The organism is Autumnicola aciditolerans (genome assembly GCF_041679265.1).
GTDB lineage: Bacteria > Bacteroidota > Bacteroidia > Flavobacteriales > Flavobacteriaceae > Autumnicola.
Map to the genome: position 1 here is coordinate 19,563 of NZ_JBGFSM010000012.1, position 15,561 is coordinate 35,123.

The window sequence follows — 15,561 nt, forward strand, 5'->3', positions numbered from 1 at the left end:
TTATCTATTTAACCTTAACTTCTAACTTCGTACCTCTTACCTCGTACTTCTAACTTCAACCCTCTAACTTTCAATTTCACTGATGTCTGTGCGCAAGTACCACAGGCGGCTTTCCGTTGAAGGGGTTTTCTCCCCTGCCCACGCTGGTACCGCCAAAAGTAACCGCCCTAACCACACTGTGTTCCCCAAACCGGTTCCTGATCTTGTCAATGGAATTATACAAATTCAGCATCTCCTCACTATCGTCAAACAGGTTGATCTGGTAATTCCCGCCTACGAGTCCTGTGTATTTAATTCCGATAAGGCGAATTAACAACCGGCGGGTGTACAGCTGCCGGAAGAGTTCCACAATTTTCGGGATCAGGATATGATCGGCGCTGGTATAGGCAATTTTAGCCTGTTTGGTAACCGTCTGGAAATCTGAATACCGGATCTTCACACTAATGCTCGAGGTGAGTTTATTCCCGCGGCGTAACTGGTACGCCAGGTTTTCAGCCATTCCCACGAGGGTGGCATGCAGCTTTACCATATCTATGGTATCGCGGTTAAAGGTGCGCTCGGCTGAAATGGATTTGCGTTCATGAAAAGGGATAAGAGGAACCTCATCTATCCCATGCGCCCTTTTCCAGATGGTACGCCCGTTTTTGCCCAGTACGCTTTCCAGCATTTCCACCGGCATCTCTTGGATAGTCCTTATTTCCCTGATGCCCAGGTTCATTAAAGTCTGAAAAGTTTTATTGCCGATCATTGGAATTTTTCCTGCGGAAAGAGGGGCCAGAAACTCCTTTTCAGTTCCGGTTTCAACAATGCGTTCATTATTGGGTTTTGCCTCTCCGGTGGCGATTTTGGAAACGATCTTATTTTGGGACAAGCCGAAGGAAATAGGAAGGCCACTGTCCTTGATGATTGTCTGTCGCAATTCTGAAGCAAATTTACTGATCCCGAAAAATTTATCCATCCCGCTGAGATCGGCATAAAACTCATCTACACTTGCTTTTTCAAAAACCGGTACCCTACTTTGGATAATTTCGGTCACTTCATGGGAGTGTTTGGAATAAACGGAGGCATCCCCTTTTATCACAATGGCCTGGGGACATAATTGGCGGGCCACTTTCATGGCCATACCGGAACGCACGCCAAATTTACGGGTCTCATAACTCGCTGCCGCCACCACGCCCCTGTCTCCCATTCCGCCCACAATTAGCGGCCGGCCTTCTAACTCGCTGTTTAATTTTCGTTCCACAGAAACAAAAAAGGCATCCAGATCCAGATGTAGAATAGACTTTGATTTCATTATTTTTGGATTTATTCCTATTAAATGGAATATTTCCAAAATTAGAAAAATATTAAAGAATTTGTAAGTAAAGCATAGTTAAAAAGACTTGGTATAGAGAAGAATTAATTTTAAATCAAAATCTAAATTCTTTTCGGAAAATTCCATCATCTAAAAAGAAAAAACATACTATCATCTTCAGCAAGTAAAACTTCTTTCCCATAAAAAACTCCCGTTTCCGGGAGCTTTTCGATTTTAGCTTGAAGTATTAAAAATTATACTTCAGGTTTATTCCGCCAAAATAATTAGCTTCATAAGGCGCGGGTAAATACGCATCGGGCAGCTGGTTTAAAAAGACCATATAGTAATACTGGCTTCCGGTAATATTGCGCGCCCCGGCATAGATATCCACTTCAAAATTGCCGTACACCTGCCGGTAACCCAGCCTGGCATTCAGCAAATTATAAGGATTGGCCACATTCTCACCGTCTGAAGTAAAAGGCACGGCATCCCGATAAGAATAATTTATATTTCCGTAGAAACCAGGATGGGTAAGAAAGTCCACTCCGGCATTCACCACCCAGGGTGCCACGCCGGCCACGGCATTTCCGCTGTAATCCACCTGCACGGGTTCACCATCAGAATTTAAAGATTCATAAGCGTAATCTTTATATTCAAAATCTGAATACGTAAAATTCCCGTAAGGACGAATGCTTCGGAAGAAACCTGCGGAAGATTCATACGCATTAAGCTTCAGCAGCAATTCAACTCCTTTATTGTCCAGTTTTCCGCCGTTGGCAATATAAGTGTAGGCGGTGGTATTCTCGTCCAGGGGCACGGCGACGGAAGTGAATTTATCCTTAAAAAAGGCATTAAAAACCGCCGCTTCATAATACAGGCGATTGCTGAAAAGGCTTCCTTTAGAACCTATTTCAAACTGGTCGCCCACCTCTGGTTCCAGGCCGGTATTGAGTTCTCCTGAAGTGGAAAGCACAATATTGCCGCTTACCGGGGCATTATAGCCACGGCTGTAGGAAACGTAAACCGAAACATTCTCGTTAAACACCTTGTTTAGCGCAAAATGCGGTGAGACCAGATCATGATAATCTGCATTTACATTCCGCTCCCTGTCGCTGCCGGCTTCATACATGCGGTTTTCAAGGTCTATGTTCATGGCACTTATCCCCACGCCCGCAGTTAAGGAAAAATCCAGTGGCATCTGCAGCGTCCATTCCGTGAAAATGTTAGAATTATTGGAAAGGGCAAACTGGTTGCTCCTCAGGCCGCCAATAATATTATAGCCATCAGGATCTTCAGGATTTTCCACCATTCCGTAGCCAACAACCTGTGCACGTTGCTCCTGTAGTTCCAGGCCGGCGCTTCCGCTAAGGGCAAAATCATTGTTCAGTTTAAAGTTAAAATCAAATACAGAACGAGCGCCATAGTTTACCGGCGTTTTATCTGTCCAGCCTCCTGCCGAACTGGCGTTACTGCTAACTCCTGACCCAAAAATACTGGTGGTGTTGGAAAGCCAGTTATTGAACAAATAAGAATGGCTGAGGCCTGCCCTGAAGCTGATCACCTCAGAGTGCGCGTTGTTTTTAATATATCTCGCGCTCCCGCTGTAATCTAAATTATTGTACTGCTCTATGGTGAGCTCGCCGCCACGCTGGTCATAACTGTTGCTGTAGCCAAAATAAGCCGAAAGGTACTGGTGCTGGTTTGGCCGGTAATCTGCCACCGCGTTTACAAAATCTTTGGTAGAAGCGGTATGCGCCATATAACCGTCAGAAGTCTGGTGGCCGTAATTAAGCAAAAGTGAAGTATTTTCTGTTGCCGTGGCAAATTGAGTGGTCGAGCGGAAGAGCCCGTAATCTCCCACGCTTAGCTGCTGGGCCAGGGAAGTTTCCCCTGCTTCCGGACGCTCTGTTTGCAGCTGCACCACCCCGGCAATGGCAAGGCCAAATTTTGTGCCCGCCGGGCCTTTAATAACATCTACCGAGCCTATGGAAGCAAAATCGATATCATCCAGCAGCGTCACGCCTTCAGCATCGGTAACAGGGATGTTATTAAGGTAGACTTTATAGCCCTGCCCGTCAAAATTATTGGTGGCACCCCTAAAGCCCACGCCGTTTCCATAGCCCCGAATGTTAAACTGCTGGCCGGAGGAAACTGCCCGCCGGTTCATACTCACGCCAGGCACATTGGCATTAATGGCATCGTCCAAATAGAGTCCTGTGCCGCGGTTAAGCTCCACAGGGTTCAGCTGTACTTCAGAAACCGGGTTTTCCAGTGCCCGCTGTACATGGAGTGCGGTTTTTAACTGCACTTCCCCAAGTTCTGCCACTGCAGGTATAAGGGCAATATTCAGCGTTTCAGAACAATCCTCTACAGCCGCTGTCCAGCTGGTGTAGCCTACAAAACTAACTTCCAGCTGCATTCCGCGTTTACAGCGTACTTCAAAATAGCCGTTTTCGCCGGAGCTTCCGGCGGCAAAATTATTGATGCTGATTTTAGCTCCCTGCAAAGGTTCGCCGGTTTCAGCATCGAATACCCGCCCCGTCAGCCGCTTGTTCTGGCTGAATCCCAAAGCGGAAATCATTAATACTAATAAGTATAAAAAGAATCTTATCATTTATTTTAATTTTCTAAAAAAGTTAAAGTAAGAAGCCTGGGCGACCACAGAAAATGGCCGCTTTCGCTTATATTTTATAACATCTGCTTCACAATTGCCACTGAAACAACATCAGAATTACCGGATATTTGCGCCGGAAATGTAAAACGAAAGTGAAAAATTTTGAAAGCAGAACCTGGAATATCAAACCCGCTTTGGCGGAGGACCGGAAGGTTCTAATCCCGGAGAGCTGTAAAAATTAAAGTATCCGAAAGAAATTCCCGATTTTTTCTCATGATCTGGCAATGCCAGTGCATATGGAAAATGGTTTGGCTGAAAAAAGATCTTAAGGAAAGGTTTTGCAGTATTCCCGGTTCTTTTGCTGCGCTTGGAGTTTTTCTCCAGTTGCTTTTTGAGACTGGCCAGCAAAATCATCTCCTCCTTATCTTCAATACAGAAATAAAAAGTAGCATCTCCATTTTTTTCGGTGTTTACCACATCGTACATCCTGCCTTTATAGCTAAATTCCCCATCTTCGTGCCAGTGGAATTCCTTTTTTGTTGCTGAAGAATATTTTAGCTGAATCAGCTCTTCCCTTGGAGTCGCGGCAATTATTCTTTGTTTGACCTCTTTTTTTATCTGATAAAGCTGTATTCCAAAGGAGATATAAAAACCCGCAGAATTAAAAGAGAAGATTAAAAGCAGTAATATCGCAAAGGCTTTTTTCAAAAGCTGAAAACTTAAATTGAAGGACTAAAGTAATAAATTTTGAGGGGCAGTAGTCTGCTCCCCGCTTCTTTTCTATTAAAGCAAAGTCACAAAGCTTATCCCGGCTTTAGCAAATAATAAATTTTTTACGCCAAAAAATAAATAAAACTACATAACAGGAGATTATTATTAATTTTTTGTAAATTAAAAGGCTTGCTATTTAAATTTATAACATTATGGACGACGCTTTTAAAAACCCGGAATTAATAGAAGATTGTGCAGGAAATTTTATTTTTAGAAAAAAAGATGGTTTTAAAATAGATCCTTCCGGAATTGTGATCCCGGCGCGAAATCTTCATTTTTACAAATTGGGCGGAAAATTTATCAGCATAAACCTGGAAAGAGCCCGGGCGTCTAAAAAGCAGAAGATCTTTAGATGTGCATATAAAATGATGAAGGCATTTAACCGCTCCCTGAACTAAGGAAATTCCCGTTCCTGCGTTTCCATTATCAATTGATATTTACCTCCCGAAGAATATATCAGTTATTTTTTCATTGTAAATCGTCTATTTGTCCTTGTGCCTTTTCTATTTTTCCGCAGAAACATATAAACTCCAAACTCCCTCTTTTTACTCTGAACTCTCATTTTCTCGAAAAAGTTCCGAAAGTATATCAATTGTGGTTATTGTTTTCTGAATTATTGCCTATTGCTTATTGATCATTTTTTATTTGACCTTCAGCTTTAAATTTCCCGCAGAAGCCGCAGATTTCCGCAGAAACATATAAACTACAAAAACTCCCTCTGAATATATAATTCCAGGGTTTATCAGCTAAAAAACATTAGAATTACACCATAATTTCTTTCCACCCGAAGGCTTCAGCTATAGGTGCAAACACCACTTTTCCTTTTACAATATTTAATCCTTTGGCAAGCGCCATATCTTTAACACATGCCTCTTCCCAACCGGATTCCACCAGTTTCAAAATATATGGCAGCGTAACATTGGTAAGGGCCAGGGTAGAAGTATGCGGTACCGCGCCGGGCATATTGGCCACGCAATAATGCACCACATCGTCTATTACATAAACAGGGTTCTCATGGCTGGTAGGCCGTGAAGTTTCCATACAACCTCCCTGGTCTACGGCAACATCCACGATCACTGTCCCTGGTTCCATCTCTTTCAGCATATCCCGGCTTATCAATTTTGGTGCCCTGGCTCCTGTATTTAAAACGGCACCAATTATAAGATCATGGGTTTTAATGTGCTTTCTTATATTGTATTCATTAGAGAATTCAGTGACTACGTGGCTGGGCATAATATCGTTCACATGGCGTAAACGATCCATATTAATATCCATAATGGTTACCTGGGCTCCCAATCCTGCAGCCATCTTAGCCGCCTGTATGCCCACAGTACCTGCTCCCAGAATGAGTACCTTACCGGGACGAACTCCTGGTACTCCTCCTAACAACAGCCCTTTTCCCTTCACAGGTTTTTCTAAATATTTTGCTCCCTGCTGGATAGCCATTCTCCCGGCAACTTCAGACATGGGAGTGAGCAAAGGCAATGCTCCCGTAGCATCCTGCACCGTCTCATAGGCAATGCAAACAGACTTGCTCTGGATCATAGCTTCAGTTAAACTACGATTGGAAGCAAAATGAAAGTATGTAAAGATCACCTGGTCCTCTTTAATAAGGGAGTATTCCTTTTCAATAGGTTCTTTCACCTTTACAATCATTTCGCTCCTTGCATACAATTCTTCAATAGTAGGCAATAAAATAGCTCCTGACGCGGCGTAATCTTCATCTAAAAAGCCGCTATTGTCCCCTGCTGTAGACTGTACAAAAACCTTATGTCCTTTTTTGGCAAGTTCAAGTACTCCTGCAGGGGTCATTCCCACCCGGCTCTCGTTGTTCTTAATTTCTTTAGGTACACCAATTTTCATAAGTAGAATATTTATACACAATAATAATTGAAAATATTCAATCTTAGGGGGTGCAGCCAAAAATTGAAATTATTTTTATGTAAATCTAATTTTTTAAGGGGGTCAAATAACAATATTTACTATTTTACCTGGAACCACTATCATTTTTTTAGGGGTTTTCCCTGAGAGATAATTTTTTGTGCGTTCATCAGCCAGCACCGTTTTTTCGATTTCTTCCTCGCTTAAATCCAGGGACAACTCCATGGTAAAACGCATCTTTCCATTAAAAGATACCGGGTAATTCTTGGTACTTTCCACCAGATATTTTTCTTCGTAAACCGGATATGCCGCGGTAACCACAGATTCTGAATGACCTAATTTCGCCCATAATTCTTCGGCAATGTGAGGGGCATAAGGTGCAATTAATACTGCCAAAGGCTCTAAAACCTCTTTTTGGTTACAGTTTTGGGCAGAAAGCTCATTCACGCAAATCATAAAGGTAGAAACCGAAGTATTAAAGCTGAAATTTTCAATATCCTCAGTCACTTTCTTAATAGTCTTATGCAAAGTTTTTAGCCCCCCCTCTATCCCCCCCGATGGGTGGGAAGTTTCAACCAGGAACTCACCATCGGGACCGGAATGATAAAGCTTCCAAAGTTTCTTAAGGAAATTATGCACTCCGGTTATTCCCGCGGTATTCCATGGCTTGGCCTGTTCTAATGGCCCCAGGAACATTTCGTACATCCTTAAAGTATCGGCCCCATAATTTTCGCAAATATCATCAGGATTAACCACGTTGTATTTGGACTTGGACATTTTCTCCACTTCACGGCCTACTTTATAAGTTCCATCTTCTTCAGTAACAAATTTTGCCTCTGCGAATTCCGGACGCCACTTTTTAAAGCCTTCAATATCCAGTTCATCTGAAGCATTTACCAAAGAAACATCTACGTGAATGGGTTGTACATTATTTTTCCCGACAAGATTTTTGGAAAGAAGTACGTTTTCCCCTTCCAGCCTGTATACAAATGCACTGGTACCTAAAATCATTCCCTGGTTGATCAGCTTTTTAAAGGGTTCTTCAACCGATAGGAATCCGCGGTCGTGAAGGAATTTTGTCCAGAAGCGGGAATATAATAAATGTCCCGTGGCATGTTCGCTTCCGCCTATATATAAATCTACGTTCTCCCAATACTGCTGCGCTTCCTTAGAGACAAAGGTCTCCTCATTATGCGGATCCATATACCTGAAAAGATACCAGGAGCTTCCCGCCCAACCGGGCATAGTATTGAGTTCGAGCCCCCAAACCCCTAAAGGGGGCTTTTCATTATCTTCTACAGCAACAACCTTCTCATTTTTTTCATCCCAGTGCCATTTTTCAGCGCGTCCCAGAGGTGGCTCACCTTCTTCAGTTGGGAGGTATTTTTCTACTTCAGGAAGTTCAAGTGGAAGGCAATGCGTGGGAATGGGATGCGGCAACCCTTTTTTATAATAAATAGGAAAAGGCTCGCCCCAGTATCTTTGCCTGCTAAACACCGCGTCACGCAACCTGTAATTTGTTTTTCCGTAGCCATGGCCTGTTTTTTCAAGCTCCAGGATTACGCGCTGTAAGGCTTCTTTATATTCGAGTCCGCTAAGAAAATCGGAGTTTGCGATCACCGTTCCTTCTTTGCCGGAAAAAGCCTCTTCAGAAATATCGGCATTTTCAAAAATATTGGTAATTGGCAGGTCAAAATGCCTGGCAAAATCATAATCCCGCTGATCTCCACAAGGAACCGACATTACCGCACCAGTTCCATAACCGGCCAGGACATAATCCCCAATCCAGATTGGCACCGGCTCTTTGGTAAAAGGATGTTCTGCATAAGCACCGGTAAATGCGCCACTTATAGTTTTTACATCGGCCATGCGTTCCCGTTCACTTTTTTTGGCACTTGCAGCGATATAAGCCTCTACTTCTTCCTTTTGCTCTGGGGTAGTTATTTTCTGCACTAATTCATGCTCCGGCGCCAAAGTCATAAAAGTTACTCCAAAAATGGTATCGGGACGGGTGGAAAAAACAGGAATTTTGAATTTTGAATTTTGAATTTTGAATTTTATTTGTGCTCCCTCCGATTTGCCAATCCAGTTGCGCTGACTTTCCTTCAGGCTTTCGGTCCAGTCGATCTTATCAAGGTCCTGAAGCAAGCGTTCAGCAAATGCTGAAATTCGCATGCTCCATTGCGTCATTTTCTTCCGGATTACGGGATGGCCGCCACGTTCTGAAACTCCGTTTACAATTTCATCGTTAGCCAGCACCGTTCCCAGCTGTGGGCACCAGTTCACTTCGGTTTCAGCTAAATACGTAAGGCGATATTTTAATAAAATCCTTTGTTTTTCTTCGGAAGAAAAAGCATTCCATTCTTCCGCAGAAAAATCTTCGACCTCATCATCACAGGCCGCTTTTACTCTTGTATTCCCTTCCGCAGAAAAAATTTCCTCCAGTTCAGAAATTGCGCGGGATTTATCCTGCTCGTAATCATACCACGACTCGAAAAGCTGGATAAAAATCCACTGCGTCCATTTATAATAATCGGGATTACTGGTGCGCACTTCCCGGCTCCAATCGAAAGAAAAACCAATTTTATCCAGCTGCTCCCGGTAACGTTTAATGTTATTTTCAGTAGTAAGCGCAGGATGTTGTCCGGTTTGTATGGCATATTGCTCTGCCGGAAGCCCAAAACTATCATATCCCTGCGGATGCAATACATTAAAGCCTTTATGACGTTTGTAGCGTGCATAAATATCGCTGGCAATATAACCTAACGGATGGCCTACATGAAGCCCTGCCCCGGAAGGGTAAGGAAACATATCTAATACATAATATTTAGGCAGCTCCTCTCCTTTTGGAATAGAACCGGGATTCTTTGCTTTAAAAGTTTGATTTTCGGCCCAGTACTTCTGCCATCTGGCTTCAATTTCGTTGAAGTTGTAATTCATCTTCTTTTGTTAACTATTGGTCATTGCGAGTAATGAAATGACGTGGCAATTTAAAATTGCTTCATTCCACTCGCAGCGACATTCATCACTAATTGCCTGCAAATTTACAATTTTATACTTGTTGGGAGAATGTACGGGAGATCAATTCCTAAGCTTTTCGGGCTTCTTTTTCCATTGGCAGCACGAGCTCGTAAAGCAGCCGGTTAACGGGAGTAGAAATTTGGCATTTTTCACCCTCCTTTACAATATACCCGTTGAAATTTTCCAATTCTGATGGTTTCCCTTCCATAATATCCCGCTGCGTGGAAGCTGTAGTCCCTTTGGGTTGCTGTGCTGCCACTTTAAGTGCTTTTTCTACATGTTCCCGCGTTAAAGCAATGCCTTTTTTATTGGCAACGGCCAAAACCTCTTCGGCAGTTTTACGCATCATATCCTTTAGGTAATCGCTTTGCAGAATTTCATCTATAGAAACCCTGGTAAGGCCTCCAATTGCACTTACGGTAGTGATGTAAAGGAACTTTTTCCATATTTCCAGCTGAATATCCTCCGGAATTTCACATTTAACCCCTGCATTATCAAAAATTTCTTTTAGTTGAAGAATTCGCGCTGTTTTAGTATTGTCCAGTTCCCCGAAAGTGACATGAGGCTCAATAGAAGGGTGTTTTATTTTCCCCGGGCTATCTATAAAGGCTATAATTCGGCATAATCCTCCTAAAACATTCTTTTTAGGCAGAACATCCATAAGCTTTTCAGCATTACTGGCACCATTCTGCAATGGCAGCACCATCGTATTTTTGCCAATTATCTGCTTTATAGCTTCTGCGGCTTCAAAGACCTGCCAGGATTTTACTCCGAGGATCACCAGATCGGGAGTGGGAACTTCAGAAAGATTATTGGTAGCCAGTTTTGGATGTACAGTAAAATTCCCGTTGATACTTTCTACTTCCAGTCCTTTTTCCCTGATTGATTCGAGGTGCTTTCCGCGGGCAATCATGCTCACATCATATCCGGCTTTCGCCAGTTTTCCGCCAAAATAACCGCCAACTCCTCCAATTCCATATACTAATATTTCCATAGCTGTTTTTTCCAAATTTAAGAATATATAAGTCCCATCTGGAGGTTTTTATCATTAGGAAGAGGGCGAAATTAAGAAATAATGTTTGTTTTAACATTTTTTTATATATTCGTTTGCGGAGGCCAGAAACCATAAACGGGGCGAAACCGAAAAGCCACACGAGTAGGAACTAATTGAACCAACCATTATGAAATTAAAAACTTCATTTATTTTATTAGCCATTATTGGCACAACTACCCTAACAAGCTGCTCTATGCGACTTGTGGATTTTACCGTAATCAGCTCGAAAAATGTAAATTTAAGCATCGATCGTTCCCAGGGGGTAAAAACCGAGGGTAAAAAATCTTATTTCCTTGGAATTGGATGGAATATCAAAGATGCCATGGATGAAGCCCTGGAGAGCGCCGGCCCAGAATACGACCTTCTGGTAGATGGAGTTGTTCGTTATGGAAGCTATCCATTTATTGCCACTGTTACTGTTGAAGGAACAGCAGTAAGTTCTTCAGCAATGAAGGCCAGCATGAGCGAAGCCGGCTATGAGGAATGGTTAAAAACTCAAAATATTTTAACTGAAGAAACCGCAGTGGTGACACCAGAATAATTCCGCCCGCTATACAATTCCCGGAAGGCCGTTTAAAAGGATAAACTTCACATTTAGTATTAAGGTGAGTAAATTTTTTAAACGGCTTCCTTTTCCTATTATGTATATACTGCATAAACGCTCATCAAATAAAATAAATCTTTGCACGTTTTTAAATACGGGAAAGCTGAACTTTCTTATTTTTACAAAAAATCTGAGTTCGCTGTATGAGCACATCTTTTGAGAAGTACCAGAAACGCAGACTGATTTCCTCTTATTTTTCAGTAGTAATCAGTATCGCATTAGTACTTTTTTTATTAGGAATACTGGGCCTTTTGGTATTGAATACTAAAAAAGTAGCCGACCATTTCAAGGAGCAGATTGCGATGACCGTTTATTTTAAAGATACGGCCAAAGAGGTGGAAATGGAGGAATTGAAGAAGAGCCTTGCCATGGCAGATTATACCAAATCTGCCACTTTTGTTTCCAAAGAAGAAGCAGCCGAGCAACATAGTGAAGAAATTGGCGAAGACTTCATGGATTTTTTAGGCTATAACCCGCTGCAAAATTCTATAGACATCTATTTAAATGCAGACTATGTCTCCTCCATACAGGCAGATTCTATTGCCAACGGGCTTACCGAAAGAAATTTTGTGGATGAGGTGGTATATGATAAGCCTTTGATTGCCCTCCTGAACGAAAACGTGCAAAAAATTAGTCTCTGGGTGTTAATTATAAGTGCTGTTTTTACTTTTATAGCGGTATTGCTTATTAACAGTAGCATAAGGCTGGCGGTTTATTCTAAAAGATTTATTATCAAAACTATGCAAATGGTTGGTGCCACTAAGGGTTTTATAAGAAGACCTTTTATCTGGCAAAGTGTAAAACTGGGGATAATTGGAGCAATCCTGGCCTTAATTGGAATGGCCACAGTACTTTATTACCTAAACAAAAGCTTTGGTGAGTTAAATTTGCTGGGGGACGTTAAATTACTTGCGGCATTATTTATTGGAGTGTTCTTAATTGGCGTTATTATTACCTGGATAAGCACTTATTTTGCCACCTCAAGGTTCTTGAATTTAAAAACAGACGAATTATATTATTAAGTTAGAAGTTAGAAGTTAGAAGTTAGAAGTTAGAAGTTAGAAGTTAGAAGTTAGAAGTTAGAAGTTAGAAGTTAGAAAGATGGAGATTCAGGAATAGAAAATGGAATTTCTGAACCGGGATTTATTAAAAGTTATAAAAAACACTACCAACAATCTGCTTCAGGAAATATATAAAAGATGAGTAAAAAGAATAATTCCTCACCACAGCAAAATTCTTTTGTTTTTGGAAAGAAAAATTATACAGTAATGTTCATTGGGCTTGGCGTTATTGCTTTAGGCTTTATTTTAATGTCCGGTGGTGGAAGTGATGATCCAAACGTATTTAACCCCGCTATCTATAATTTTCAAAGGATCCGTCTGGCCCCAACCCTGGTACTTATAGGTTTTGCGATAGAAGTTTATGCAATTTTGTTAAATCCTAGTAAAAATAAGTAATTTGGACGCACTAGATGCTGTAATCCTTGGAATTATACAAGGGCTTACCGAATTTTTGCCGGTTTCTTCCAGTGGCCACCTGGAACTCGGGAAAGCTATCTTAGGCAACCATAGTGTTCCTGAGGAATCCCTCCTTTTCACGGTAATACTTCATTTTGCCACTGCATTAAGCACCCTGGTGATTTTTAGAAAAGATGTGGCCGATATTTTTAAAGGTTTGTTTCAGTTTAAATGGAACGAGGAAACTCAATTTTCTCTTAAGATTATCATTTCTATGATCCCCGCTGCATTGGTAGGGCTTCTTTTTGAGGAAGAACTGGAAACCCTTTTTGGAGGAAATATTATGTTTGTTGGCTTTATGCTCATAATTACCGCGCTGCTGCTATGGCTGGCAGATAAGGCTAAAAATACGGGAAAGAGCGTAAGCTATAGCAATTCTTTTGTAATTGGAATTTCCCAGGCCATTGCTGTTTTGCCGGGAATTTCCCGAAGTGGCGCTACCATTTCAACATCGGTTTTGTTAGGAAACGACAAATCTAAAGCTGCGAGATTCTCATTTCTAATGGTAGTTCCTTTGATCTTAGGGAAAATTGCCAAGGATTTGCTGGATGGCAATATTAGTCATACCGGAATACCAGCTTCCATTTTAATAATAGGTTTTGTTGCTGCTTTTCTCGCAGGACTAGCGGCCTGTACCTGGATGATCGCCCTTGTTAGAAAAAGCAAACTCTCCTACTTCGCAATTTACTGCTTTATTGTTGGCATTATAGCCATTACATTCGAGTACATGAATTGATTATCTTTGCATTATGGATGCAAAGACCAATCAAATAATCATTGATTACCTAAAGGCATATAACCCTAAGGAAATTGGTGTTTTTGGTTCCTACGCACGTGGCGAAATGAAAAATGACAGCGATATTGATATTTTGTATTCCCTTGATAAAAAAATTTCTCTGTTTGATATCGTGCAAATAAAGCTGGACCTGGAAGAAAAGTTAAACAGGAAAATTGATTTTGTGTCCAGGAAAGGCTTAAAGAATTGGATAGCCCCGTACATAATGAAAGATTTGAAGCTTATCTATGAAAAATAGCCCTGGGCAGGATATGCTGGAACATATTTCTTATATAGAAGAATTTTTATTTGGAGTTAACAGAGGAGCAGCTTAGCAATAATAAAGAAAAAGAATTCGCTATTATCCGAAGTTTTGAAGTTATAGGAGAAGCCGGGAAAAAGGTAGATAAACAGCTAAAACAAAAGTACCAGCAAATTCCCTGGAAAAAGATGGCTGGTTTCAGGGATGTGCTCATCCATGACTACGACAAAGTAATAACTGAAATCCTCTGGATTACAGCAACAAAAGAATTACCGCCCCTTAAGGCGCAACTTCTTCGAATACTTGAAGATGAATCATAAAAATTTTACAGCAGAAGATTTTAAAACGGGCCAAATCCTGTTATTTGATAAACCTTTAGACTGGACTTCCTTCCAGCTGGTAAACAAAGTACGGTGGCTCATAAGAAAAAGCTTCGGAATCAAAAAAATAAAAGTCGGCCACGCAGGGACTTTAGACCCGTTAGCATCTGGACTTCTTATCATATGTACCGGGAAATTCACAAAGCGCATCTCTGAATTGCAGGGGCAGGAAAAAGAATATACCGGCACTTTTACCCTTGGCGCCACCACTCCTTCATATGATTTGGAAACTGAAGTGGATAAAAATTATCCTATAAATCATATTGCTGAAAAAGACCTTGAAAAAGCTTCAGACCAATTTATGGGAGAAATTGAACAAATTCCACCGGTTTTTTCAGCCTTAAAAAAGGACGGAAAACGCCTCTATGAATATGCCAGGAAAGGTGAAGAAGTAAAAGTGCAGCCAAGAAAAGTAACAGTTAGCGAATTTGAAGTTAATGCAGAAGAATTTCCGCTTGTTGACTTCCGGGTGGTTTGCAGCAAAGGAACTTACATCCGCTCCCTTGCACACGATTTTGGGCAGGCACTAAATAGCGGCGCTCACCTTTCCGCATTAAGGAGAACGAGGATTGGAGAATATTCTGTTGAAAAATCTTTAGACCTGGAATCTTTTCAGAAATTATTACCTTCACGGGAGAATAATTCTGCCTGAGTGCAGTTTTCTTATCCTATGGAGGAGTTTTTCGACAAGCATAAAGCCCTGATTATTACCGTCCTGTTATTTGCGGTATTGTTGCTGGCGCTTTATAATTTCAACCTTTCCAGCAGGAACAGGGAAACTTCAGAAATGCTGGTAAACCTGGAACAAATAAAGGAACTGCAAAAAGAAGAGCAGCAACAGGAGGAAACACAGCAAACAACCAGGCAGCAGCAGGTGAAAACCCATAAAGCGTACAATGAAAACCAGGAAGCGAGACAACAGAATTTCGACAGGCAGTTGAACGAAATTTTTGAAAAGAACAGTGCCGCCAGGGAGGAAACTTCTGAAAATCCTTCAAACCACTCTTCTACCGGTGACTACAGTTTCAGCAAAAAACAAAAAACAACTCAAAAAAGGTCTGACGGGAACAACAAAAAAAGTGCCACTTCAGCAAAACCGGGAACTATGGACAACAGTTCCATCTCCTTTTCCCTTATTGGCAGAAATGCGGTGCAAATACCCAATCCGGTTTATACCTGCGATACTCCTGGGAAAATCGTGGTAAATATTACGGTAAACGAACAGGGCAGGGTAACCAATACCCGTATAAATGAAGCTAGCTCTACCTCCTCTAACGAGTGCCTTATAGAGCAGGCCCTGCAGTATGCTTCCGGCGCACGGTTCACTCCTCTGGCTGGCAGAAGTTCCCAGCCTGGCACTATAACTTACCATTTTAAACCTTAAATAT

Annotated in this window: 15 protein-coding genes; 9 read left to right on the forward strand and 6 right to left on the reverse strand. The window is 41.6% G+C overall.

Annotated elements, in window-relative coordinates; genetic code table 11:
- Positions 1-76 precede the first annotated feature (76 nt).
- The 3 genes from dinB to AB8M93_RS13205 form a co-directional block, all read right to left on the reverse strand.
- Positions 77-1,294: a DNA polymerase IV gene (dinB, locus tag AB8M93_RS13195; protein WP_373058424.1), complete on the reverse strand. Its 1,218-nt coding sequence runs from the start codon at positions 1,292-1,294 to the stop codon at positions 77-79.
- A 247-nt stretch (positions 1,295-1,541) separates the two neighbouring features.
- The gene (locus tag AB8M93_RS13200) at positions 1,542-3,908 is read right to left on the reverse strand and encodes a TonB-dependent receptor (protein ID WP_373058426.1); all 2,367 of its coding nucleotides are present in this window, start codon (positions 3,906-3,908) and stop codon (positions 1,542-1,544) included.
- 183 nt (positions 3,909-4,091) lie between these two features.
- The gene (locus AB8M93_RS13205) at positions 4,092-4,616 is read right to left on the reverse strand and encodes a hypothetical protein (RefSeq protein ID WP_373058428.1); all 525 of its coding nucleotides are present in this window, start codon (positions 4,614-4,616) and stop codon (positions 4,092-4,094) included.
- 215 nt (positions 4,617-4,831) lie between these two features.
- On the opposite strand from AB8M93_RS13205, the gene AB8M93_RS13210 reads away from it, so the two are divergent.
- Positions 4,832-5,077 carry a hypothetical protein gene (locus AB8M93_RS13210; RefSeq protein ID WP_373058430.1) on the forward strand — a complete coding sequence of 82 codons (246 nt, stop codon included), beginning with the start codon at positions 4,832-4,834 and terminating at the stop codon, positions 5,075-5,077.
- A 364-nt stretch (positions 5,078-5,441) separates the two neighbouring features.
- On the opposite strand, the gene ald is transcribed toward AB8M93_RS13210, so the two are convergent.
- The 3 genes from ald to AB8M93_RS13225 all read right to left on the reverse strand — a co-directional run bounded on the left by ald (position 5,442) and on the right by AB8M93_RS13225 (position 10,575).
- Positions 5,442-6,542, reverse strand: coding sequence for an alanine dehydrogenase (gene ald, locus AB8M93_RS13215; protein WP_373058432.1), 1,101 nt, complete (start codon positions 6,540-6,542; stop codon positions 5,442-5,444).
- A gap of 102 nt (positions 6,543-6,644) precedes the next feature.
- Positions 6,645-9,500 (reverse strand): leucine--tRNA ligase, encoded by a 2,856-nt coding sequence (leuS, locus tag AB8M93_RS13220; protein ID WP_373058434.1) that lies wholly within the window; start codon positions 9,498-9,500, stop codon positions 6,645-6,647.
- Between the two features lie 148 nt (positions 9,501-9,648).
- Positions 9,649-10,575 (reverse strand): ketopantoate reductase family protein, encoded by a 927-nt coding sequence (locus AB8M93_RS13225; RefSeq protein WP_373058436.1) that lies wholly within the window; start codon positions 10,573-10,575, stop codon positions 9,649-9,651.
- 187 nt (positions 10,576-10,762) lie between these two features.
- On the opposite strand from AB8M93_RS13225, the gene AB8M93_RS13230 reads away from it, so the two are divergent.
- From AB8M93_RS13230 to AB8M93_RS13265, 8 genes are all read left to right on the forward strand, one after another.
- Positions 10,763-11,176 (forward strand): hypothetical protein, encoded by a 414-nt coding sequence (locus AB8M93_RS13230; RefSeq protein WP_373058438.1) that lies wholly within the window; start codon positions 10,763-10,765, stop codon positions 11,174-11,176.
- A 206-nt stretch (positions 11,177-11,382) separates the two neighbouring features.
- Positions 11,383-12,261, forward strand: a complete 879-nt coding sequence (locus AB8M93_RS13235; RefSeq protein ID WP_373058440.1) for a cell division protein FtsX — start codon at positions 11,383-11,385, stop codon at positions 12,259-12,261.
- Positions 12,262-12,438: 177 nt separating this feature from the next.
- Positions 12,439-12,696 carry a DUF3098 domain-containing protein gene (locus tag AB8M93_RS13240; protein WP_373058442.1) on the forward strand — a complete coding sequence of 86 codons (258 nt, stop codon included), beginning with the start codon at positions 12,439-12,441 and terminating at the stop codon, positions 12,694-12,696.
- A 1-nt stretch (position 12,697) separates the two neighbouring features.
- On the forward strand, positions 12,698-13,492 hold the full coding sequence (locus AB8M93_RS13245) for an undecaprenyl-diphosphate phosphatase (RefSeq protein ID WP_373058444.1): 795 nt from the start codon (positions 12,698-12,700) through the stop codon (positions 13,490-13,492).
- A 13-nt stretch (positions 13,493-13,505) separates the two neighbouring features.
- On the forward strand, positions 13,506-13,790 hold the full coding sequence (locus tag AB8M93_RS13250; protein WP_373058446.1) for a nucleotidyltransferase family protein: 285 nt from the start codon (positions 13,506-13,508) through the stop codon (positions 13,788-13,790).
- Positions 13,791-13,840: 50 nt separating this feature from the next.
- Complete coding sequence (locus AB8M93_RS13255; protein ID WP_373058448.1) at positions 13,841-14,113, forward strand: HepT-like ribonuclease domain-containing protein; 273 nt, start codon at positions 13,841-13,843, stop codon at positions 14,111-14,113.
- A complete protein-coding gene (truB, locus tag AB8M93_RS13260) occupies positions 14,103-14,825 on the forward strand; it encodes a tRNA pseudouridine(55) synthase TruB (RefSeq protein ID WP_373058450.1) in 723 nt (240 codons plus the stop codon). Before AB8M93_RS13255 ends, truB begins: the two co-directional genes overlap by 11 nt.
- Positions 14,826-15,557, forward strand: coding sequence for an energy transducer TonB family protein (locus AB8M93_RS13265; protein ID WP_373058452.1), 732 nt, complete (start codon positions 14,826-14,828; stop codon positions 15,555-15,557).
- Positions 15,558-15,561 lie beyond the last annotated feature (4 nt).